Here is a 21628-nt window from a genome sequence, read left to right on the forward strand (position 1 = left end):
GGGCGGCAGTCAGTCGAACAGATATCGGGTACAAGGCCGGCATGAGGGACGGCATTTCAGCTTTAACGAAAGCGATCGAGCTCGCGGGCAAGATCGTCGAGATCGCGCGCAGCGAGAACATCCGGTGCGGCGAGCGGCTGTTCGAGCATCGACTCGCCAATCGTCTTGGCGTTTCGCGCGGCCCGGTCCGCGCCGCCCTGCGTTCGCTGGCAGAGGCCGGCTTGGCGGAGGCTGTCCCGAACAAGGGCTTCGTCCTCGTTCAGAGCCTCGATTCCGACATCGCGTTGAAGGCGCTAAACGCCGGCGACCGAAGCGAAACCCATTACCTGGCAATCGCCAAGGACCGACTCGAAGGGCGCGTGCCTGACGTCATCAGCGAGGCCGAGCTGATGCGCCGCTATAATTTGAAGCGGGCCGAGCTGTTGCGTCTGCTGGATCGGATCGCAGCAGAGGGTTGGGTCGAACGCCTGCGCGGCTACGGCTGGCGCTTCACGCAGACCCTCAACAGTCCTCAAGCGTACGCCCAAACCGGGCGCTTGCGTATGATGATCGAGCCCGGCGGCATCCTCGAGCCGACCTTCCGGTGGAATGCCGAACTGATGGCGCCGGTGCGGGAGCACCAGGAGCGCGTCCGCAAGGACGGCCTGCGAGTCTTCACCCTCTCCGAGATGTTCCGTTTCGGCTGCGAAGTCCATGAAGCCATTGCGGAGTGTTCAGGCAATGCCTTCTTGCTCGAAGCCCTCCGCCGGCTCAATCGAATCCGGCGGCTGTTCGCCTACCGCTTCATTCCTGACCTGGAGATGGTCGAGTGCCACACCCAAGAGCATTTGCAGATCCTCGACCTGCTCGAACGCGACGACCGCGAGCAGGCCGCCGCGCTCATGCGCACCCATCTCCACTGGAGCGGCGGCGGCGACCAGATCGGCTAGGCCTCGCGACAGCCAGCCATGCGCCAGATCCTGACATTGGATGCCTACCAGAAAGCGGACCTCATAGTCGGCCGAATGAGCTTCAACTCGGAACCCTGAGGGTCTCTCCCGACACCTCTACTCCGCAGCCATCGCGGTTCGCAGCTCCGGTTCCTCAGCTGAAACCTGAGCCGCCTCATCTGCGATCGGCTGGATCCGAAACCACGCGGCGTAGAGGGCGGGCAGGAAGAGCAGGATCAGCACGGTGCCGACGGCCGTGCCGCCGATGAGCGTGTAGGCCATCGAGCCCCAGAAGACGGAGTGCGTGAGCGGGATGAAGGCGAGCACGGCGGCGAGCGCGGTCAGGATCACCGGCCGCGTGCGTTGGACGGTGGCTTCGATGACGGCGTGATAGTCGTCGAGGCCGGCGGCGCAGTTCTCCTTGATCTGCTCGGCCAGGATCAATGTGTTGCGCATCAGGATGCCAGCGAGGCCGATGAGGCCCAGAATCGCGTTGAAACCAAAGGGCTGGTTGAAGGCGAGCAGCGCCGGCACGACGCCGACGAGGCCGAGCGGCGCCGTCAGCATGATCATGGCCATGGTCGAGATGGACCGCACCTGGAGCATGATGACGATCAGCGTGATCGCGATCATGGCCGGGAAGACCTTGCCCAGCGCGGTGTTGGCCTTGGCAGCTTCTTCGATCGATCCACCCATTTCGATGCGATAGCCGGCGGGAAGCGATGCGATCACCGGCTGCAGCGCCGTCATGACCTGCTTGGAGACCTCCGGAGGTTGGGTCGCTTCGTTGATGTCCGAGCGGATCGCGATTGTCGGCATCCGATCGCGGCGCTTGAGGATCGGTTCCTCCAGGCGGATTTCGGGGCGGCCGATCTGGTCGAGCGGAATCTGGCGGCCATCGCGGCTCATCAGCGGGAAGTCCGCGAGACGCGCGGGCTCGCCGTCGCAGTTCAAGCAGATGGTCGCTCAAGGCAGATCGATGATTTCAACCCAGTTCGGATTCTTGCCCAGCGGATAGCGTTTCAATTCCGTCAGCGCTCCGCTTTCGGCGTCGATCGCATACAGCGTTGCGGAATCGGATTTCTGCCCGGCCGCGACCAGAAAGCGCCCGCTCGGGTCGATATTGAAGCCGCGTGGCTGCGTTTCCGTCGCGAAATGGCCGGCGGGTGCCAGCGCCCCGTTAGTGCCATCGATCCTGAAAGCTGTGATCGTGTTCGACGTCCGCTCCGACGCGTAGATGAAGCGGCCGTTCGGCGCGATGCGAAGCTCGGCGGCGGACGGAGCACCGCCCTGGAAGCCGGCCGGCACGATGCTGACGCTCCCGATCTCGGCCAGCGTGCCCTTGGCGGTGTCGAAACGGTAGGCGTTGAGCGTGCCATCGAGTTCGTTGACCAGATAGGCGAACCGGTCATCGGGGCTGAAGACGAAATGGCGCGGCCCTGCGCCCTTTTTGGTCTCGACGAAGGGCTGCTCGTTCGGGGTGACGCGACCGGTCGTGGCGTCGAACTTGTATTGCAGCAGGATGTCGCCGCCGAGATTGCTCGCGAAAACATGCTTGTTGGCACGGTCGCTCAGGATCGCGTGCGCATGCTTGCGGGTCTGCACGACCTGGACCGGCTCTGCGCCGACGATGCCCTGGGCGTCGATCGGGTTGATGGCGATCTTGTCGCCGGAATAGGAGGCGCTGAGCAGGAAGCGGCCCGTCCGGTCGGTCGCGACATAGGCCATGTTGTCGGGCAAGGGCACGGTGGACAGCAGCCCGAGCTTGCCGCTTTGCCGGTCGATCGCGAACGTGCTGACCGAGAAGGGCTGCGAGCGCAGCGAGACATGGAGATGGCGCTTGTCGGGCGAGATCGCCATCGGCATCGCGGTGCCGGTCACCGCGACGGTCTCGACGGGTCTGAGCTCGCCGAGCTGCGCATCGAGCTCGAGCACGCTGATCTGGCGGCTGTCGGCGTTCGAGACATAGACCATGGTCTTTGAAGTCGCAGGCATGGCCATCATCATGACCGCAACCAATGCGGCGACACCAGTGGTCTTCGTGGCAATCATAATCGTCCCCCCAGTGGCGTCGGCCGCCTTTGCCGGCAGCTCGACCTTTTATGAGGAGGCAGGTTAGAGGGCCGCGACCGCCAGGGGACAGCTCAAAGGACGTATCGACCGATGCAATCGACGCATCGCGGTCGCGGTTGCCTCGGCAACCGAAAGCGACGCCGCACCGGCCCAGTGCGACATCGTCGGCGTCTCCGCAGGGATGGTGCTCAGGCGGCGGCGAGTTCGCGCGTCGCGAATTCGCCCTTGTCGAGCCGGGCGACCAGGGCCGCGAGTTCTTCCATCTCGCTCTGCGTGAGGTCGGTCAACGGCGTCCGGACCGGGCCGGAATCGCGGCCGACCACCTTCATCCCGGCCTTGATGATCGAGACGGCATAGCCTCGCTTGCGGTTGCGGATCGCGATCAGCGGCAGGATGAAGTCGCGCAGCCCGGCCTGCACCGTCTCGCGATCGCGGCGGCGCACTGCGGCATAGAACTTGGTCGAGAAGTGCGGGACGAAATTGAAGACCGCCGAGGAATAAGTCGTCACGCCCATTTCGAGATAGGGGAGCGCGAAGGTCTCGGCGGTGGGCAGGCCGCCGATATAGGTCAGCCGGTCGCCCATGCGCAGATGGATGCGCGTCATCAGCTCGATGTCGCCGATGCCGTCCTTGTAGCCGACGAGATTGGGATTGCGCTCGCAGAGCCCGGCCAAGGTCTCCTCGGTGATGATGGCGTTGTCGCGATTGTAGACGATGACGCCGAGCCTGGTCGCCTTGCAGACGGCCTCGATATGGGCGGCGAGCCCCTCCTGCTCGGAGAAGACGAGATAGGGCGGCAGCAGCAGGATGCCGTCGGCGCCCGCCTTCTCGACCGCCGCCGCGAGCTCGGTGGCGATCTGCGTGCCGTGGCCGACGCCCGCGAGAACCGGCACCCGCCCCTTGGTCTCCGCGACCGCCGTGGCCACCACGGTCACGACCTCGGCCGGCGAGAGCGAGAAGAACTCGCCGGTTCCGCCAGCGGCGAACAGGCCGGCGACGTCATAGCCGCAGAGCCAGTCCAGATTGGAGCGGTAGCGCGCCTCGTCGAAGATGTTGCCGGCAGCGAAGGGCGTGACTGGAAACGACAGCAACCCGTTGCCGATATGTCGTGCCATCTCCTGGGGGTCATCTTGCTCATGATCGGCTCCTCGCTGAATTCAGTCGAGCAGTAGATCAAGAACGATGCCGATTGAGACCAATCACTGTATCGGGCGATCCATTCATTGGATCGTTCAGCCCGCTTTTGCCGGCTCCTGGGCCAGCCCCCGCGCCAGCGCTGCGACGATCGGCAGGAGCGGATTGTCGTTGTCCTCCCGGCTGACGAAGAACAGCTCAGCCGGCCTCTGTTTCGGTAGATCGATCGGGCGCAGAGCCACGCCGCTGAAGTGCAGGTTCATCGCGGCCTGCGGCACCAGCGCGACGCCGACCCCGGAATGGACCATGGCGAGGATCGAGTGGATCTGCGCCAGGTGCTGGACATAATTCGGCACGAGGCCTGCCCGCGAGAACAGCTCGACGAGCAAATCATGGAAATAGCGCGCCTCGTACGGCGCATACATGATGAAGGGCTCGGCCGCGAGGTCCTCGACCGCGATCGTCTCGGAACGTGCCAGCGCATGGCCGACGTTCACGGCCGCGATCAGTGGCTCGGCCGTGACGCGAAAGGCGCTGAGGCCGGTGCGTGGAATCGGTGGGCGCAGCAGGCCGATGTCGATCTCGCCCGAATCCAGCCGCTTGAGCTGATCGCCGCTGACCATCTCCTTGAGCGAGACCTCGACATCGGGCAGTTCGCGGCGGCAGGCGGCGACGAGTTCCGGCACGTAGGAATAGGCCGAGGTCGCGGTGAAGCCGATATTGATCGATCCGGCCTTGCCGTTTGCCACGCGCTTGGCCAGCAGCGCCGCGCTCTCGGCGAGCTTGAGCAGGCGGCGGGCCTCCGCCAGGAAGCTCTCGCCCGCCGGGGTGAGCTTCACCGTCCGGTTGCTGCGCTCCAGCAGCACGACGTCGAGTATCCGCTCCAGAATCTGGATCTGACGGCTGAGCGGGGGCTGCGTCATGTTGAGACGCACCGCCGCCCGGCCGAAATGCAGCTCCTCGGCGACGGCGACGAAGCAGCGCAGCTGGCTCAACTCGAACATGTCCAGCCTCTCCGGCGGCGCCAGCCCAGTCCGGCAGTGGCGTGATGTCAGTTCTGGATGGTGATCCCGGCCTTGTCGATGATGCCCTTGAATTTCGCGATCTCGGTCTCCGCCTTCTTCCTGGCCTCCGCGCCGCTGGATGGCGTCGCCGCCGCGCCCAGTTCCTCGAAGCGCGAGACCACGGCCGGGTCCTTCAGCACGGCCTGCATTTCGCCGGTGAGCCTGTCGCAGATCTCCTTCGGCGTGCCCCTGGGTGCGAGGAAGCCGTTCCAGGAGCTGATGTCGAAGCCCGGCAGCGTCTCGGCGAGCGTCGGCACCTCCGGCGCGATCTTGGCCCTTTCGGTGGTCGTGACGGCGAGCCCGCGCAGCGTGCCCGCCCTGTAGTGAGGATAGGGCGAGGTGAAGTTGTCGAAGGAAATCTTGACGTTGCCGGCGATCAGATCCTGCACCAGCGCGCCCGAGGAACGATAGGTGACATGCTGCATCGTCACGCCGGCGAGCTGCATGAAGAGCTCCCCGGAAAGATGAATCGAGGTCCCGATCCCGGAGGAGCCGAAATTCTCCTTGCCCGGATTAGCCTTCAGATAGGCGATGAGCTCGGCGACGCTTTGCGCCGGGATCGAGGGATGAATGCACAGGAAGTTCGGCTGCGACGAGGCCAGCGACAGGAATTCGAAATCGTCGAACGGCTTGAAGGGCAGCTTTTCCTTGTAGAGGTTCGGGTTGATCCCATGCGTCGAGGGCGTCGTCATGCCGATCGTGTAGCCGTCGGGCGTGGCGTGGGAGAGCGCGGCCACGCCGGTATTGCCGCCGGCGCCGGCGCGGTTCTCGATGACGAAGGCCTTGCCCAGCCGCTGCGTCAGCTTCTCGCAGATGATGCGTCCGACGAGGTCGGTCGTACCGCCGGCCCCGAACGGGACGATCACCGTCACGGGCTTGGTCGGATAGGCCTGTCCGAAGCTGCGGCGCGAAACCAGCGGGATGGCGAGCGCACCGCCCGCAAGGCCGAGCGCCGCACGGCGCGTGATCGATCTGCTCATCATGTCCTCCCGAAGATCCCCGTCGCGACTTTTGTCGTCTGCCGGCGAGAGTAGGCGGCCACCGGGCTCCGGCAAGCTCTTTGCCGCTATCGTGCGATCCAAAAAAGATATCGTTCCATTGCCAATCTAACTCATCGGCGCATCGTGCCTGACCTATCCTGCGGCGGACAAGGCAGCTTTCAAGATTGCTTGCGACCTCGCAATCCGGCCATCGGGCCAGGCTTGCGCCCCACAGGAGGAAATCATGATCCCACCCAGATTCCGATTCTCGACGACCCTCATGAAGGGCCTCGTCCTGGCAGCGTTCACGGGTGCCGCGCTCGCCGCCCAGCCCGTCGCGGCGCAGAATTTCGAGCGCCCGGTCCGGCTCGTCGTGCCATTCGCGCCCGGCGGAACTTCCGACATTCTCGCCCGCCTGATCGCCCCCAAGCTCTCGGCCGCGATCGGCCAGTCCGTGGTGATCGAGAACAAGCCGGGCGCCGCCGGCAATCTCGGTGCCGACGCCGTCGCCAAGGCGCCGCCCGATGGCCACACCCTGCTGCTGATGGATGTCGGCTCGCTCGCGACCGCGCCGAGTCTGTTCTCTGACCTGACTTACGATCCCGTCAAGGATCTGGCGCCGGTCTCGATGGTGATGTTCGGCCCCTATGTGCTGGCGGTGCATGAATCCATTCCGGCCAAGACGGCGCAGGAGCTGGTCACTTACGCCAAGGCCAATCCAAACAAGCTCGCGGTCGCAAATTCCGGCGTCGGCGCAGCCAATCACATCACCGCGGTGCAGATGGCGAAGGAACTCGGCATCCAGTGGAAGAACGTGCCCTACAAGGGCGGCGCGGCAGCCTCGCGAGCCGTGGTCTCCGGTGAAAGCGGCGTCATCATCAACGGTTCGACCGCGACGCTGCCCTTCGTCTCGAACAAGCAGCTCGTCGGTCTCGCCGTCACTGGCGAGGAGCGGGTTGCGGGGCTCCCGACCTTCAAGGAAGTCGGCTTGCCGGGCGGCGACGCGGGCACTTGGCAGGGCATCCTGACCCGCGCCGGCACGCCGCCGGCGATGGTCACGCGCCTCAATGCCGAGATCGGCAAAATCCTGGAGATGCCCGACATCAAGGCCAAGATCGCCGAGCAGGGCGGCGTCGTCCGCGCCGGCACCCCGGCCGAGTTCGCGACTTGGCTGAGCGATGCGACCACGCGCTGGGGCGGCATCATCAAGGAAGCCGGCATCAAGGGCAGCTGAGCGGAGCCGGGCCGATGACGCGTTCCACGATCGACTGGCAGGATTTGCTCTTCGGCCTGTTTCTCATGGCGGTCGCGGCGGGCACACTCGTCGCGACCCGCAACCTCACTGTCGGCAACGCCGCCGATATGGGCGCAGGCTACATGCCCCGGGTCGTCTCCCTCGCGTTGCTGGCTTTCGGCCTGTTCTTCTGCGGTCGCGGCCTCAGGCGGGCGGGCCCCGCGATCGAAGCCGTACAGATGCGCCCGCTGCTGGCCGTGCTCGGCGCGGTCGGTGTCTTTGCGCTGACGGCGGAGCGGCTGGGGCTGGCCATCACCTCTGTCGTCACGGTCATCCTGGCCGGGTTCGCCACCCGCGAGGGCCGGCTGCGCGAGACCGTTCGCTTCGCGCTGCTCCTGTCGGGCGCGGCGGTCGTCCTCTTCATCAAGGTTCTGGCGTTGCCGGTGCCCCTCTGGCCGCGCTGAAGGCTCCAGCCGCCGATGGAACTCTTCGACAATCTGCTGCTCGGGCTCTCGACCGCGCTCGAGCTGAACAATCTCGGCCTGTGCCTGCTCGGCGTCGTGATCGGCACGGCCATCGGCGTCTTGCCCGGCATCGGGCCGATCCCGACAGTGGCGCTGCTTTTACCCTTCACCTTCGGCCTGTCGCCGCCCGGCGCCATGATCATGCTCGCCGGCATCTTCTACGGCGCGCAATATGGCGGCTCTACCACCGCCATCCTCGTCAACGTGCCGGGCGAAACCTCCTCGGTGGTCACCTGCATCGATGGTCATGAAATGGCCAAGCAGGGCAAGGCCGGCACGGCCCTGGCGATCGCGGCACTCGCCTCGTTCTTTGCCGGCACGGTGGCGACTGTCGTCATCGCCGTGATGAGCGTGCCGCTGTCGGTGCTGGCGCTGAAGTTCACGGCGGTCGAGTATTTCAGCCTGCTCGTGCTCGGCCTGATCGCCGCCGTCGTCCTGGCGCATGGCTCGGTCGCCAAATCCCTGGCGATGGTGCTGCTCGGCCTCCTCCTCGGCCTTATCGGGATCGATGTCAGCTCGGGCGCGGCGCGCATGACGTTCGGCGTCGCCGAGCTCTCCGACGGGCTCGACTTCGTTCCGGTCGCCATGGGCCTGTTCGGCCTGGGCGAGATCATCGCCAATCTGGAGCGGCCAGCGGAGCGGCGCGTCGTCAGCCAGTCGATCCGCAGCCTGATCCCGAGCCGGGCCGATCTGCGGGCGGCCTTTCCGGCGATGGTCCGCGGTACGGCGCTCGGCTCGGTGCTCGGCGTCCTGCCGGGCGGCGGGGCGGCGCTGCCGCCCTTCTCCTCCTATGCGCTGGAGAAGAAGCTCGCCAGGGATCCCTCCCGCTTCGGCAAAGGCGCGATCGAGGGTGTGGCCGGCCCCGAGGCCGCCAACAATGCCGGCGCGCAGACGAGCTTCATCCCGTTGCTGACGCTCGGCATCCCGGCCAATGCGCTGATGGCGCTGATGATCGGCGCGCTGATGATGCAGGGCATCCAGCCCGGCCCGCAGATCATGACGGAGCAACCGAAGCTCGTCTGGGGCGTGATCGCCTCGATGTGGGTCGGCAATCTGATGCTGCTGGTGATCAACCTGCCGTTGATCGGGCTCTGGGTCTCGATGTTGAAGATTCCCTACCGCCTGCTTTTTCCTGCGATCGTGCTGTTCTGCTGCATCGGCACCTATGGCATCGCCAACAGCCTGTTCAATGTCTGGCTGATGCTCGGTTGCGCCGCGATCGGCTACTTCTTCATCAAGGTCGGGGTCGAGCCGGCGCCCTTGCTGCTCGGCCTGGTGCTCGGTCCGCAGCTCGAGGAGAACTTCCGCCGCGCGATGCTGTTGTCCGAGGGGGATTTCTCGGTCTTCCTGCAGCGCCCGATCAGCGCGGTGCTGCTGGGCATCGTCGCAGTTATGCTGCTTGCAATGCTGTCGCCGACGATCATGCGAAACCGGAAGGCTGCTCTCATAGAAGAGACCTGAAATTCCGGCGGTCTGATAACCGCCGACGCGGTTAGCCGAGCGCGCCTATCAGCAGGCGCTTGCCTTTGCCCATCGTGTGCAACATGCGAGCTTAGCAGGGATTGAGCTCAGACTGGTGACCGTCAAAGTCGAATGTGGCGACACTGCTTTTGAGCGAGCACCGCATGCGGCCTCGATCGCTGTTGCTCGGTTCGTGCTCGAGCTCGCCGAACAGCGACGTTCGCGATCTGCCCGGAAGCGGACGTTAGCGGCTAGGGCGCCGGACGTCAGGTCCCGACCCTCTGCAGACTTTACCCGCTTAGCTGCCGATCAGCTTCTTCAGGTCTGCCTCACCCACCGCCACTTCATTCAGCGGTCAGCAGCACCTCAAGCTTCTCATAGACTTCGTCCAGGCCATCGGTGAAGCCGTTAGCAATCGCGGCGGCCCGCGCCTCGTGATTTGCATAGCGCATTACCTGGGTCATGTGGGTCCCCGTTCCGCGCGCGACCAGATCGGTGATGAGTGCACCCGCTTCCAACGTATGCGGCGTGATGGCGCGGGCGAAGCGACTATCCCATATATCCTGGTGCCGACTGCAAACATCCGGACCATGCCATGACGTCCAGCGTTGTACGTTCCGCATCCCGCAACGAAGAGGGCGCCGTTTCGGCGGTCATCGTCCTCGCCTTTGCCACTGATCCGATGACGCGCTGGTCATTGGGGGAGGCACACACCTATCTTGCGGTGATGCCCGACCTGATCCGGGCGTTCGGCGCCGCCGCCTACGATAGCGACAGCGCTTATGTGAGCGACGATTTCGGCGGCGCAGCGCTGTGGCTGCCGCCCGGCGTGGAGCCCGACATCGAGACGCTGGGACGCCTTATTCGAAAGAACGCCGATCCAGCGATCATATCCGATGTCGATGCGATATTCGAAGCAATGGAGCGATATCATCCAAAGGGCCCGCACTGGTATCTGCCGCTGATCGGCACCGACCCAGCGCGGCAGGGCCAGGGGATTGGCAGCGCGCTCATGCGTCATGCGCTCGCACGCTGCGACCGCGAGGGCGTCGCAGCTTATCTGGAATCGTCGAACCCGCGGAATATCCCGCTTTATCAGAGACACGGGTTCGAAGTTCTCGGAACCATCCAGATCGGATCGTCGCCAGTCCTGACGCCGATGCTGCGACCGCCGCAGCCTGCCGCAAGCTGATCGGACAGGCTTTGGAAATCAATCTCGTGGCGATGATCATCATTGGCCCGAAGGATGAGGCCCAAGGACCAACGCCCATGACATCGGGCGCGTAATCGTCTAAGGCGGCCCTCTCCTGCCGCCCTCACCCGCCCGATGCTGTTCAACTCCTTCGCCTTCCTGCTCGGCTTCCTGCCGCTTGCCCTCGCCCTGCACTGGCTGGTCGAGCGCTTCGCACCGGCCTGGCGGCTGCCGCTGCTCGCGGTGCTCTCCTTCGCCTTCTATGGCTGGTGGGACTGGCGCTTCGTGCCGCTGCTCGCCTTCTCGATCCTGCTCAACTGGCTGATCGCGGAAGCCTTCCTCAAGACCAAGCGCAGCGCGCTGATCACGCTCGCCATCGCGATCAATCTCGCGATCCTGGCGCTGTTCAAATACTTCAACTTCTTCGCCGATCTCGCTGCGGTGATTCCGGGATTGCCGACGGCGAAGCTCGATCTGGCGCTGCCGCTCGGCATCTCCTTCTTCACCTTCCACCATGTGATGTACCTGACCGATCTGCGCCGAGGCGAAGCGCCGCGCTACGATCTCGTCCGCTACGCGCTCTACATCGCCTTTTTCCCGCAGGTGCTGGCCGGGCCGCTGGTGCGCTGGCGCGAGATCATGCACCAGCTCGAGGAGCGGCCTTATTTGCGGCCCGACGCGGCCGAGCGCATCGCCCGCGGCATCATGCTGCTGACGCTCGGCCTGGCGAAGAAGGTGCTGCTCGGCGATCCCCTCGCCGAATACGCCAATCCGGTCTTCGCCGCGGCCGCCGCCGGCGACGTCGTGACCATGGCGCAGGCCTGGCAGGGGACGCTGGCCTTCACCTTCCAGATCTATTTCGACTTCTCCGGCTACACCGACATGGCGCTCGGCCTCGCCCTGTTGTTCGGCATCGTGCTGCCACAGAACTTCGACGTGCCCTATCGCGCCGTCAGCCTGCAGGATTTCTGGCGGCGCTGGCACATGACGCTGTCGCGCTTCCTGCGCGACTATCTCTACATCCCGCTCGGCGGCTCGCGGCACGGCCTGCCGCTGCAGCTCTGGGCTCTGTTCGCCACCATGGCACTCGGCGGCCTCTGGCACGGCGCCGGCCTCAACTTCGTCGCCTGGGGCGTGGCACACGGCGTCGTGCTCGCCATCGGCGTGCTCTGGCGTCGCGCCGGCCTGCCGATGCCGAAGCTGCTCGGCTGGGCCCTGACTTTCCTCTTCGTCGCCCTCTGCTGGGTGCTGTTCCGTGCCAGCTCCTTCGATGCGGCGCTCGCGATCTACAAGGGACTGTTCGGCTTTTCGCCCGTCGGCACCGGCTTCAAATGGCGCGCTTTGCTGCCGGCCGCCGCAGTCGCGATGATCGGCCCGACCGCCTGGGCAGCCGTACACAAGGCGCCCCCGGCACGCTGGCTCGCCGTGCTCACCGCCATCCTCTTCGTGCTGGTCCTGTTCAAGATCGGCGACGACGCCAATTATGAGTTCATCTACTTCCAGTTCTGACCCGCGCTGGGGCGGTTTCGGCCGCACCTTCCTGCTCGCGGCGACGTTCCTCGTCGCCGCGCTGCTGGCGCTCGCCTTTCTGGTCGACCCCTATGACAGCGGCCGCTCGCCGCTCAAATTCAAGGCCGGCGTCAGTCCGCAAGGGCCGCGCACCGCCGCAGCCAGCCGCGGTCGCGACCCGCACTTCTCCGGCGCGATCTTCGGCAACTCGCATATCCAGCTCGTCTCGCCGGAACTCCTCGCGCAGAAAACCGGCATCCCCTTCGTCTCGCTGATCGCCCCGGCGACTGGCCCGCGCGAGACGCTTATCCTGCTCGACTGGTTCCTGCGCCATCGCAAAGAGCCGGCCCGGGCGCTGGTGATCGGCATCGATGTACGCTGGTGCACGCCCGACCCGACGCTCGCAATCGAAAAGCCTTTTCCCTTCTGGCTGTTCGAGCGCTCGACCCTGCGCTACCTCGCCGGGCTGATGCGCTTCGACGTGATCGAGGAGACGCTGCGCCGGCTGCGCTATCTTTCGGCCAAGGCGCCCGAGCGCGCCCGGCCGGACGGCTATTGGGACTACGAGGCCGGCTACGAGGTTCAGGGCTTCCACAGCGACCCCGTCCGCCGCGCCAGGCTGCTCGAGCCGCTCGACACCAGCGGGGGCAACATCACCGGCCCCTTCCCCGCCGCCACGGCGCTGCGCGAGGTGCTTGGCCGGATGGCGCCGGATGTGCCCGTCGTCCTGGTGCGGCCGCCCAACTTCGTCTCCGCCCTGCCCGTGCCCGGCAGCGCCGGCGCCGGCGCCGACGCCGCCTGCCGCGACGCCTATGCCGCCCTCGTCGCAAGCCGCCCGAAAACCGCGCTGATCGACTGGCGCATCGACCGCCCGGAGAATCGCGCGCCGGACAACTATTTCGACCATACCCACTACCGGCAGAAGATCGCCGGGCCGCTCGGGGCCGACATCGCCGAGGCGATCATCGGATTGCGTTGATTTTCCAGCACTTTGCCAGCTTGTTCACGGCTGCGCGAAAGCGATTGTTCCTAATGTGACCAGTCGCTATAAGGGCGCCAAATCGGCGGCCTCGACACGGCAAAGCCGGCGGGGCCTTCGAGCGGACGTTCATGCAGAAGGCCTCTCATGTCGAAGCAGATCAGTCTCGAGCCTGACTACAAACCCTCCGACAAGGAGCCGTTCATGAATGAGCGGCAGCGCGAGTACTTTCGCGGCAAGCTGCTCGCCTGGAAGGAGGAGATTCTGAAGGAGGCCAAGGAGACCCTGGTCACCTTGCAGAGCGAGAGCGAGAACCACCCCGACATCGCCGACCGCGCCTCCTCGGAAACCGACCGCGCCATCGAGCTGCGCGCCCGCGATCGCCAGCGCAAGCTGATCTCCAAAATCGACAGCGCGCTCGCCCGCATCGAGGACGGTTCCTACGGCTATTGCGAGGAAACCGGCGAGCCGATCTCGCTGAAGCGTCTGGAAGCGCGCCCGATCGCGACGCTCTCGCTCGAAGCCCAGGAGCGCCATGAGCGCAATGAGCGCGTCTTCCGCGACGATTGAGATGCGGTAGACAACATCGTCCTTTCAAGAAAAAGGCCCCGCAGTTTTGCTGCGGGGCCTTTTTGCATCGAATAGCAAGGTTATCAGCCCGGCCCCGCTGGAGGCGGTAGCCGGGCGTCATCTCATCAACGCTCAGGCGATGTCGAAGCGATCGAGGTTCATCACCTTGGTCCAAGCCGCGACGAAGTCGTTCACGAACTTCGCCCGAGCATCCGAGCTGGCATAGACCTCCGCGAGCGCGCGCAGGATCGAGTTCGAGCCGAAGACGAGATCGGTGCGGGTGCCGGTCCACTTCGCCGCGCCGGTCTTGCGATCCGTGCCCTCGAACACGTCCTTGGCCTCGGAAGCTGCCTTCCACTGCGTGCCCATGTCGAGCAGGTTGACGAAATAGTCGTTCGTCAGCACGCCCAGCCGGTCGGTCAGGATGCCGTGCTTGGTCCCATCGGCATTGATGTCGATCGCGCGCAGGCCGCCGATCAGCACCGTCAGCTCGGGCGCGGTCAGCGTCAGCAGCTGCGCCTTGTCGATCAGCGCCACCTCGGCCGGCACCTTGGCCCCGGCCTTCTGGTAGTTGCGGAAGCCGTCGGCTGCCGGCTCCATGACATCGAAGGAGTGCGTATCGGTCTGCTCCTGCCTGGCGTCGGTGCGGCCCGGGGTGAACAGCACGCTCACCTCATGACCGGCCGCCTTGGCCGCCTGCTCGACGCCGACATTGCCGGCCAGCACGATGAGATCGGCCAGCGAGACCTTCTGGTCGCCATCCGCCTCTTTGTTGAACTGGCGCCGGATGCCATCCAGCACCTCGATCACCCTGGCGAGCTGCGCCGGCTGGTTGACCTCCCAGTCCTTCTGAGGTGCGAGGCGGATGCGCGCGCCATTGGCACCGCCGCGCTTGTCGCCGCCGCGGAAGGTCGAGGCGGAGGCCCAAGCGGTCCCGACCAGTTCGGAGACGCTGAGGCTGGAAGCCCTGATCTTCTCCTTGAGCGCAGCGATATCCACCGCGTTGACCAGCGGATGGTCGGCCGCCGGCACCACATCCTGCCAGATCAGCTCTTCCTTCGGCACTTCGGGCCCAAGATAGCGTGAGCGCGGGCCAAGATCGCGATGGGTCAGCTTGAACCAGGCGCGGGCGAAGGCCTCGGCGAAGGCCTGCGGGTTCTCGAGAAAGCGGCGGGAGATTTTCTCGTAGGCCGGGTCGACGCGCAGCGACAGATCGGTCGTCAGCATGGTCGGCTTGCGCTTCTTCGACCGGTCATGGGCGTCAGGGATGATCGCGTCGGCATTCTTGGCGACCCACTGATGAGCGCCGGCCGGCGACTTCTCCAGTTCCCATTCGAAGCCGAAGAGGTTCTCGAAGAAGAAATTGCTCCACTGCGCCGGCGTCTGGGTCCAGGTGACCTCGAGGCCGCTCGTGATAGTGTCGTCGCCCTTGCCGGAACCAAAGCTGTTGCGCCAGCCAAGGCCCTGCGCCTCGAGGCCGTCGGCCTCGGGATCGGCGCCGACATTGTCGGTCGGGCCGGCGCCATGCGTCTTGCCGAAAGTGTGGCCGCCGGCGATGAGAGCGACGGTCTCCTCGTCGTTCATCGCCATGCGGGCGAAGGTGTCGCGGATGTCCCTTGCGGCCAGCAGCGGGTCGGGATTGCCGTCCGGACCTTCCGGATTCACGTAGATCAGGCCCATCTGCGCCGCAGCGAGGGGGTTTTCGAGGTTGCGTGAATGCACCTTGCCGTCGGCATCGTCGTCGGAGACGAGCACGGCTTCGCCGGCAGGCTTTTTCACGCCCTCCGAACCATGAGCATAGCGCAGATCACCGCCGAGCCAGGTGGTCTCGCGACCCCAGTAGACGTCCTGATCCGGTTCCCAGGTGTCGGCGCGTCCGGCGGCGAAGCCGAAGGTACGGAAGCCCATCGTTTCCAGCGCGACATTGCCGGTCAGGATCAAGAGGTCGGCCCAGGAAATCGCCTGGCCGTACTTCTGCTTGATCGGCCAGAGCAGGCGGCGCGCCTTGTCGAGGCTGACATTGTCCGGCCAGCTGTTGAGCGGAGCGAAGCGCTGCTGGCCGCGGCCGCCGCCGCCGCGCCCGTCCGCGAGGCGATAGGTGCCGGCGCTATGCCAGGCCATGCGGATGAACAGGGGGCCGTAATGGCCGAAATCCGCTGGCCACCAATCCTGCGAGTCGGTCATCAGCTTGCGCAGGTCGTTCTTCAGCGCGGCGTAATCGAGTTTCGCGAAAGCCTCGCGATAGTCGAAGGCCGCACCCAGCGGATCCGATTTCGCCGAATGCTGGCTCAGCAGCTCGACAGGCAGCCGGTTCGGCCACCAGTCATGGTTCTGCCGGGCGCCGCCGCCATGGGCGACGGGGCATTTGCCCGTGCTGTCCTCAGTCTTCGCGTTCATGTCATTCTCCGAGTTCAGCTGGCTGCTGGGTTGCGTCTTAGCAAAAGGATTTCATTATTTTAATTCCGATTTTCTGATCACGACGATAAGCTGAAATTATGACAAACCTGACCTTCAAGCAGCTTCGCTATCTGGAGGCGCTGGCACGGCATGGCCATTTCGGGCGTGCCGCAGAAGCTTGCGGCATCTCGCAGCCGGCGTTGTCCATGCAGATCAAGACGCTCGAGGAAGAGCTCGGCGCCGGGCTGTTCGAGCGGGACAGGCGCCAGGTGCGCCTGACCAGCTTCGGCGAGGAGATTGCCCAGCGGGGCAAGGACATCCTGCGCGCGCTCGACGAACTGGAAGGCTATGCGCGCGCCTCCCGGAGCGGCCTCGTCGCCAAGCTGCGCATCGGCGTGATCCCGACGGTTGCGCCCTATTTGCTGCCGAGCCTCATCGGCGATCTCACCCGCCTGCATGGCGGCCTCGACCTGCATGTGCGCGAGACGCTGACGCCGAGGCTGGTCCAGGAGCTGAACGAGGGCAGGCTCGACCTGGCGATCGTCGCCTTGCCGGTGTCGGAACCATCGCTCACCGAGGTCGCCCTCTTTACCGAAAGCTTCGTCCTCGTCCGGCCGCGCGCGGATGAAGGAAAGCCTCCCCCGGATCGCGAGGCTTTGCGGGAGATGCGGTTGCTGCTGCTCGAAGAGGGCCACTGCTTTCGCGATCAGGCCCTCTCCTTCTGCAGCACCAAGGCGCGTACCATGCAGCCGCGCGACCTCCTGGACGCGAGCTCGCTGTCGACACTGGTCCAGATGGTCGATGCGGGACTAGGCGTCACCCTGATCCCGGAAATGGCGGTGGCGGTCGAGACGCGCTCCGCCTCAGTCTCGGTCGTGCGCTTCGGGCAGCCTGAGCCTTCGCGAACCATCGGCATGGTCTGGCGCAAGACCAGCCCGCTGGCCAGGCAATTGCTCGAGATATCCGACATGGTCCGCCAGTCGGCCGGCGTGCTGCGGCAGACCCGCGACGCCTCTTCGTCCGGTTCTCACCCTAGAGTGAGCTGACTTCACCCACCATCGTCATCCTGGGCGAGCGAAGCTCGGCCCGGGATCCATCGTAGAGCTCCGGAGCCTTACGATGGATCCCGGAGCTGCGCGGCTTCGCCGCTTGTCCAGGATGACGGCGTGGCTCCGGGTAAAATCAGCGTGCTCTAGGGCAATAGCGGCCGTTGCAGCCTCGTGAAAGCAAAGCCCCGCGCGGGAGGCGCGGGGCTTCTGGCCGCCAGCCGTGGATAGCTGGGGAGCGTGGCGGGCGGCCGGGAGAAAAGGCGGCTCGGGAGAGACCGCCGGCCCGGCGCGAAGGCATGAAACGTGGGGAGCGTTGCCGTCGCGCCGGAAACTCGGGATTGGTGGCCTCAGAACGGCAGCAGGATGTCCATCACCTGCTGGCCGTAGCGTGGCTGCTGCACGTCGGTGATCTGGCCGCGGCCGCCATAGGCGATGCGGGCCTGGGCGATCTTGGCCGACTCGATCGTGTTGTCGGATTCGATGTCCTCCGGTCGGATCACACCCGCGACGATCAATTCGCGCACCTCGAAGTTCACCCGGATTTCCTGCTTGCCCTCGATCACTAGATTGCCGTTCGGCAGGGTCTGGGTGACGGCGGCGGCGACATTGGTGGCGAGCTGCTCGGCCCGGCGCACCGAGCCACTGCCCTCGCTCGACGAATCCGAGTCGAGCTTCAGCAGTGAGCTGGGATCCGCTTTCTTGCTCCACTTGCTCTCGGCGCCGAAGGCATTCTCGGCGCCGAAATCCTCGCCGTTCTTGCGGCTGCGCTTGGTGGTGTTGTCGAGCTGCGCCCGGTCGGTGACTTTGACCTTGACGGTGACGAGGTCGCCGACCTGGCGGGCGCGCTGGTCCTTGAAGAAGGCGCGCGAGCCTGTACGCCAGAGCGAGTTCGGCGCGAAGGAGGCGTGCTCGATCGGCGGCATCGGCATCTGCACGGGCTTGTAGCCCTTGGCGGCGGTCGGATCCTCGATCGGCGAGAGGGCCGGCGCCTGGCCGACATTGGCGAGCCTGTCTGCGGCACCGCAAGCGCCCAGCATGAGGCTGAGGCCGAGAGTGGCGGGGATGGCGAATGGCTTGGTCCGGGTCATGGTAACGGTCCGCAACTGGAGCAATGGGGTCGGCATCAGCGGGCAGCGGCGATCTGGCCGCCGCCCTGCGGGCTGACATTGACGCGCCCGGGACCGGTGACCGTTCCCTGCAGCACGCGCTTCGACTGTGGATTGGTGATCGAGATGACGTCGCCGATCGCGCCGGCCTCGTTGGCGCGGCCGCGCATGCTGATCGCGATGCCGCGCCCCTCGTAGAAGAGAGTGACGACGTCGCCACGCCCGATGATCTCCTCGCGCTGGACATCGCCGCTGCGCAGTACCGACCCCGCCACCAGCATCCGCTTGGCGACCTTGCCGACCGCCGCCTTCGCCTCGCCGATCACGTCGTTGAACTGCGCATCGCGCGGCCGGCGCTCGATGGTGACGTCGGATGCCTTGAGCGTCTCGCCACGGGCGATCGTGCGCAGCGACACCACGGCTTCCGTCGTCTCGACCAGCTGGCCTGAGACGCGCACCGGCTTCAGCCGCGTCGCGGCGCTGCCCGGCATGGTCAGGCGGCCTGTGATGCGGCGGCTGCGCGCGTCGTAATTCAGGTCGAGCGCTGCAAGGTCGCCTGTCAGCTCCGGCTCGACCACGACGGAAGGCGCGCCACCATCGAGCAACAGCGCGAAGGCGCGTCCGTCGAAGCCGAAGCGTTCGAGCAGCGCCGACTTCACGGCGGCCTCGACATCAAGCCCGGTGATCCGGCGCGCCGCCCGGGTCACCACCACCTGGGCGACACCCTGGCTGTCGAGTTCCTGCGCATCGCGCAGGAGGCCGTGCTTCACCGCGGCTTCGACGATCCGGCTGACCTGGATGGTGCCGGTCTCGCCGAGCGCCGGCGCCCGGAAGGCGGGCAGTGCCGCATCCTGCGGCGACAAACCCGCGATCAGATCGCCGAAGCCAACGATATCGCGCGAGAGCGTGAGGTCCGTCTTCAGCTTGAGCTTGGCGGCTGCCGCGGGTGCGGCTGCGGGCGCGCGCTCGCCGGCCGGAGCCGCTGCTTGCGCAAGCACCATGACGGGAATCGCGGTCATGGTCGCGATCAGGAGAATGGAGCGGATCATCTGGCTCATCCCTCTCAGCGCATGATCTGCGTGGTGGACTGCATCATCTGGTCGGCGGCCGAGATCACCTTGGAGTTCATCTCGTAGGCGCGCTGCGCCGCGATCAGCGAGGAGAGCTCGGTCACCGCCTGGACGTTGCCTTCTTCCAGGTAGTTCTGCTGCAGCGTGCCGAAGCCCTCTTCGCCGCCGAGCCCGTCGATCGCCGGGCCGGAGCCAGCCGTTTCGATGAACAGGTTGTCGCCGATCGATTCGAGGCCAACCTTGTTGATGAAGCGGGTGAGCTGGATCTGGCCGAGCTGCTGCGGAGCGGTCTGGCCGGGAAGATTGACCTCGACCGTGCCCTGCGCGTTGATGTTGACGCTGGTCGCGTTGTTCGGGACGGTGATGCCCGGCTGGACCTGGTAGCCGTCGCGCGTCACCAGCCGACCTTGGCTATCGAGGTCGAAGGAGCCGTCACGCGAATAGGCGGTGCGGCCGTCCGGCATCTGGATCCGGAAGAAGCCCTCGCCGCGGATCGCGATATCGTACTGCTTCTCCGTCGGCGTCAGGTTGCCCTGGCTCATCACCCGCCCGGTCGACGCGGTCTTGACGCCCGAGCCGACGAAGGTGCCGGCTGGAACCTGCGTGTTCTGGTCCGAGGTCTGCGTGCCGGCGCGGCGGAAGTGCTCGTAGAGCAGGTCCTGAAATGCACGCGCTGGCGCTTGTAGCCGGTGGTGCGGACGTTCGCGATGTTGTTCGAGATGACCTGGACGTTGAGTTCCTGGGCCATCATGCCGGTGGCGGCAGTGTAAAGCGCGCGCATCGTTTGGCTCCTTTCCGCGTCAGGCTTGCTGATCGGCCAGGCGGGTGATCGCCTTGGCACGTAGTTCGTCGGTCTTGGCCATCATCGCCGAGAGCGTCTGATAAGCGCGCTGGACCTCGACCAGCCGCGTCATCTCGACCACGGCCTTGACGTTGGAGCGCTCGATCGCCCCGGTCTCGAGCCGTGCCTGCGGGCCTGCGGCCTGGGCTGCGGTGGTCGAGGAGAACAGGTTGCTGCCATCGCTGGCGAGCGCGGCGGGGTTGTCGAAGCGGACGATCCGGAGCTTGCCGCGCTGGCCCTGGTCGGACGTGACCGTGCCGTCGGCGGCGATCCGCGGATTGCTCTCGGTCGAACCGAAGACGATCGGCCCCCCATCGCCCATCACCGGCTGGCCGGCCTGGGTCACGAGCTGGCCGCGGCCATTGATATCGAGTGAGCCGGCGCGGGTGTAGCGCTCGCCCTGGGGGGTCTGGACGACGAGATAGTTGTCGCCCTGAACCGCGACATCGAGCGGGTTGCCAGTGCGCTCGATCGCCCCCAGCGAGAGATCGATCGGCGTGCCCTTGTCGATGACATAGGAGAGCCGGCGGTCCTGCGTTTGGAAGGTGTCGGCGCGCGCTGTCGGCGAGACGTACTCCGCAAAGCGCGCCGAGCGCGCCTTGAAGCCGTTCGTGCCGACATTCGCGACGTTGTTAGCAATGACGTCGAGCTCACGCGCCAGAGCCATCTGGCGCGACAGGCTGACGAGAAGCGCGTTTTCCACGGCTCCTGCTCCCGATCTGTCCCGTGATCGCCCCGACGCTCCCCAGCGCGGTGACCACACCAACAGGGTCGCAAACGACGTGCCAACATGGTTAATTTACACAAGTAATTGATATAACTAACTATTATACTAAAAGGCGCCCCCAATCGCGCTGGTTCGAACCCGCCCGCGCGGCAGAAACGACCCGGCAAAAATTGCCCTCCTTAACGGCCCGTTAACCGTAATTGGGCAGGGTCAGCGACAGAGAGACGGGCCAGGGCGGCACCCGTCCCGGGCGGGCAAGCCGAGATGGCGAAAAAGACGGGCAAGGACGACGAGACCGCCGAGGACGGCGCCGACGCGGCGTCGAAGCCCGGCAAGAAGAAGCTCGTCATGATCGGCGGCGCCTTGGCGCTCGTCGCCGTGCTCGGCGGCGGCTGGTTCTTCTTCCTGAAGAAGAAGCCTGTCGAGGAGATCAGCGCCGAGGCGGCTGCCGCAGCAGCCAAGAAGCAGATTACCTTCGTCGAGATGAAGGACATGATGATCGGCATCTCCGCTGGGCCGCAGCAGGACCGCCAGCCGATCGTCAAGATCAAGGTCGCGCTCGAGATCGCCGATCCCAAGACCGCGGACCAGGTCAAGCCGCTGCTGCCGCGTGTCGAGGACGCCTTCCAGGTCTTCATGCGCGAGCTGCGCCCTTCCGACCTCGACGGCTCGGCCGGCATGTACCGGCTGAAGGAAGAGCTGCTGCGCCGGGTCAACGTCACCGTCTACCCGGCCAAGGTCGACGCCGTCCTCTTCAAGGAACTGCTGCTGCAATAGCGGCGGCCTAAC

Annotated in this window: 17 protein-coding genes and 3 pseudogenes; 10 read left to right on the top strand and 10 right to left on the bottom strand. The window is 65.7% G+C overall.

Going from position 1 to position 21628, the window contains the following annotated elements; translation table 11 throughout:
* Positions 1-41: 41 nt before the first annotated feature.
* A complete protein-coding gene (locus tag QO058_RS04650; protein WP_284170650.1) occupies positions 42-929 on the top strand; it encodes a GntR family transcriptional regulator in 888 nt (295 codons plus the stop codon).
* Positions 930-1046: 117 nt separating this feature from the next.
* Here QO058_RS04650 and QO058_RS04655 read toward each other — a convergent pair.
* From QO058_RS04655 to QO058_RS04675, 5 genes and pseudogenes are all read right to left on the bottom strand, one after another.
* Positions 1047-1868 (bottom strand): annotated as a pseudogene (locus tag QO058_RS04655) (efflux RND transporter permease subunit); the annotation flags it as partial.
* Positions 1869-1895: 27 nt separating this feature from the next.
* Complete coding sequence (locus QO058_RS04660; protein WP_284170651.1) at positions 1896-2924, bottom strand: lactonase family protein; 1029 nt, start codon at positions 2922-2924, stop codon at positions 1896-1898.
* Positions 2925-3190: 266 nt separating this feature from the next.
* Positions 3191-4140, bottom strand: a pseudogene (kdgD, locus tag QO058_RS04665) (5-dehydro-4-deoxyglucarate dehydratase).
* Between the two features lie 94 nt (positions 4141-4234).
* Positions 4235-5140: a LysR family transcriptional regulator gene (locus QO058_RS04670; protein ID WP_284170654.1), complete on the bottom strand. Its 906-nt coding sequence runs from the start codon at positions 5138-5140 to the stop codon at positions 4235-4237.
* Between the two features lie 47 nt (positions 5141-5187).
* The gene (locus QO058_RS04675) at positions 5188-6180 is read right to left on the bottom strand and encodes a Bug family tripartite tricarboxylate transporter substrate binding protein (RefSeq protein ID WP_284170657.1); all 993 of its coding nucleotides are present in this window, start codon (positions 6178-6180) and stop codon (positions 5188-5190) included.
* A gap of 244 nt (positions 6181-6424) precedes the next feature.
* Here QO058_RS04675 and QO058_RS04680 point away from each other — a divergent pair, with 244 nt between their 5' ends.
* The 7 genes from QO058_RS04680 to dksA all read left to right on the top strand — a co-directional run bounded on the left by QO058_RS04680 (position 6425) and on the right by dksA (position 13649).
* Positions 6425-7414 (top strand): Bug family tripartite tricarboxylate transporter substrate binding protein, encoded by a 990-nt coding sequence (locus QO058_RS04680; protein ID WP_284170660.1) that lies wholly within the window; start codon positions 6425-6427, stop codon positions 7412-7414.
* Positions 7415-7428: 14 nt separating this feature from the next.
* Positions 7429-7878 (top strand): tripartite tricarboxylate transporter TctB family protein, encoded by a 450-nt coding sequence (locus tag QO058_RS04685; protein ID WP_284170662.1) that lies wholly within the window; start codon positions 7429-7431, stop codon positions 7876-7878.
* Positions 7879-7893: 15 nt separating this feature from the next.
* Entirely contained in the window at positions 7894-9399 is a 1506-nt protein-coding gene (locus QO058_RS04690; protein ID WP_284170664.1) for a tripartite tricarboxylate transporter permease, read from the top strand.
* A gap of 595 nt (positions 9400-9994) precedes the next feature.
* On the top strand, positions 9995-10591 hold the full coding sequence (locus QO058_RS04695; protein ID WP_284170666.1) for a GNAT family N-acetyltransferase: 597 nt from the start codon (positions 9995-9997) through the stop codon (positions 10589-10591).
* A 135-nt stretch (positions 10592-10726) separates the two neighbouring features.
* Positions 10727-12100 (top strand): MBOAT family O-acyltransferase, encoded by a 1374-nt coding sequence (locus QO058_RS04700; RefSeq protein ID WP_284170668.1) that lies wholly within the window; start codon positions 10727-10729, stop codon positions 12098-12100.
* A complete protein-coding gene (locus QO058_RS04705) occupies positions 12075-13079 on the top strand; it encodes a hypothetical protein (RefSeq protein ID WP_284170670.1) in 1005 nt (334 codons plus the stop codon). The genes QO058_RS04700 and QO058_RS04705 overlap by 26 nt, the downstream gene beginning before the upstream one ends.
* Positions 13080-13226: 147 nt before the next feature.
* Positions 13227-13649, top strand: a complete 423-nt coding sequence (gene dksA, locus QO058_RS04710) for an RNA polymerase-binding protein DksA (RefSeq protein WP_126110106.1) — start codon at positions 13227-13229, stop codon at positions 13647-13649.
* 132 nt (positions 13650-13781) lie between these two features.
* Here the strand turns inward: dksA and katG are convergent, their stop codons facing one another.
* Positions 13782-16046 (bottom strand): catalase/peroxidase HPI, encoded by a 2265-nt coding sequence (gene katG, locus QO058_RS04715; protein ID WP_284170671.1) that lies wholly within the window; start codon positions 16044-16046, stop codon positions 13782-13784.
* A gap of 98 nt (positions 16047-16144) precedes the next feature.
* On the opposite strand from katG, the gene QO058_RS04720 reads away from it, so the two are divergent.
* A complete protein-coding gene (locus QO058_RS04720) occupies positions 16145-17092 on the top strand; it encodes a hydrogen peroxide-inducible genes activator (RefSeq protein ID WP_284170673.1) in 948 nt (315 codons plus the stop codon).
* 350 nt (positions 17093-17442) lie between these two features.
* Here the strand turns inward: QO058_RS04720 and flgH are convergent, their stop codons facing one another.
* The 4 genes and pseudogenes from flgH to flgF all read right to left on the bottom strand — a co-directional run bounded on the left by flgH (position 17443) and on the right by flgF (position 20815).
* A complete protein-coding gene (gene flgH, locus QO058_RS04725; RefSeq protein WP_432212053.1) occupies positions 17443-18207 on the bottom strand; it encodes a flagellar basal body L-ring protein FlgH in 765 nt (254 codons plus the stop codon).
* A gap of 11 nt (positions 18208-18218) precedes the next feature.
* A complete protein-coding gene (gene flgA, locus QO058_RS04730) occupies positions 18219-19250 on the bottom strand; it encodes a flagellar basal body P-ring formation chaperone FlgA (protein WP_284170675.1) in 1032 nt (343 codons plus the stop codon).
* Positions 19251-19264: 14 nt separating this feature from the next.
* Positions 19265-20052 (bottom strand): annotated as a pseudogene (gene flgG, locus QO058_RS04735) (flagellar basal-body rod protein FlgG).
* A gap of 19 nt (positions 20053-20071) precedes the next feature.
* A complete protein-coding gene (gene flgF / locus QO058_RS04740; RefSeq protein ID WP_284170677.1) occupies positions 20072-20815 on the bottom strand; it encodes a flagellar basal-body rod protein FlgF in 744 nt (247 codons plus the stop codon).
* Between the two features lie 288 nt (positions 20816-21103).
* On the opposite strand from flgF, the gene fliL reads away from it, so the two are divergent.
* Positions 21104-21616: a flagellar basal body-associated protein FliL gene (fliL, locus tag QO058_RS04745; RefSeq protein ID WP_284170679.1), complete on the top strand. Its 513-nt coding sequence runs from the start codon at positions 21104-21106 to the stop codon at positions 21614-21616.
* Positions 21617-21628 lie beyond the last annotated feature (12 nt).

The sequence above is a fragment of the Bosea vestrisii genome (assembly GCF_030144325.1).
GTDB lineage: Bacteria > Pseudomonadota > Alphaproteobacteria > Rhizobiales > Beijerinckiaceae > Allobosea > Allobosea vestrisii_A.

Bases quoted from the DNA above. Each gene is read 5' to 3' on its own strand.
- flgA (WP_284170675.1), bottom strand. From the start codon at position 19,250: ATGATCCGCTCCATTCTCCTGATCGCGACCATGACCGCGATTCCCGTC.
- QO058_RS04660 (WP_284170651.1), bottom strand. From the start codon at position 2,924: ATGCCTGCGACTTCAAAGACCATGGTCTATGTCTCGAACGCCGACAGC.
- QO058_RS04680 (WP_284170660.1), top strand. From the start codon at position 6,425: ATGATCCCACCCAGATTCCGATTCTCGACGACCCTCATGAAGGGCCTC.
- QO058_RS04690 (WP_284170664.1), top strand. From the start codon at position 7,894: ATGGAACTCTTCGACAATCTGCTGCTCGGGCTCTCGACCGCGCTCGAG.
- QO058_RS04670 (WP_284170654.1), bottom strand. From the start codon at position 5,140: ATGTTCGAGTTGAGCCAGCTGCGCTGCTTCGTCGCCGTCGCCGAGGAG.
- QO058_RS04705 (WP_284170670.1), top strand. From the start codon at position 12,075: ATGAGTTCATCTACTTCCAGTTCTGACCCGCGCTGGGGCGGTTTCGGC.
- katG (WP_284170671.1), bottom strand. From the start codon at position 16,046: ATGAACGCGAAGACTGAGGACAGCACGGGCAAATGCCCCGTCGCCCAT.
- QO058_RS04675 (WP_284170657.1), bottom strand. From the start codon at position 6,180: ATGAGCAGATCGATCACGCGCCGTGCGGCGCTCGGCCTTGCGGGCGGT.
- QO058_RS04720 (WP_284170673.1), top strand. From the start codon at position 16,145: ATGACAAACCTGACCTTCAAGCAGCTTCGCTATCTGGAGGCGCTGGCA.
- QO058_RS04650 (WP_284170650.1), top strand. From the start codon at position 42: ATGAGGGACGGCATTTCAGCTTTAACGAAAGCGATCGAGCTCGCGGGC.
- dksA (WP_126110106.1), top strand. From the start codon at position 13,227: ATGTCGAAGCAGATCAGTCTCGAGCCTGACTACAAACCCTCCGACAAG.
- QO058_RS04700 (WP_284170668.1), top strand. From the start codon at position 10,727: ATGCTGTTCAACTCCTTCGCCTTCCTGCTCGGCTTCCTGCCGCTTGCC.
- QO058_RS04695 (WP_284170666.1), top strand. From the start codon at position 9,995: ATGACGTCCAGCGTTGTACGTTCCGCATCCCGCAACGAAGAGGGCGCC.
- fliL (WP_284170679.1), top strand. From the start codon at position 21,104: ATGGCGAAAAAGACGGGCAAGGACGACGAGACCGCCGAGGACGGCGCC.
- QO058_RS04685 (WP_284170662.1), top strand. From the start codon at position 7,429: ATGACGCGTTCCACGATCGACTGGCAGGATTTGCTCTTCGGCCTGTTT.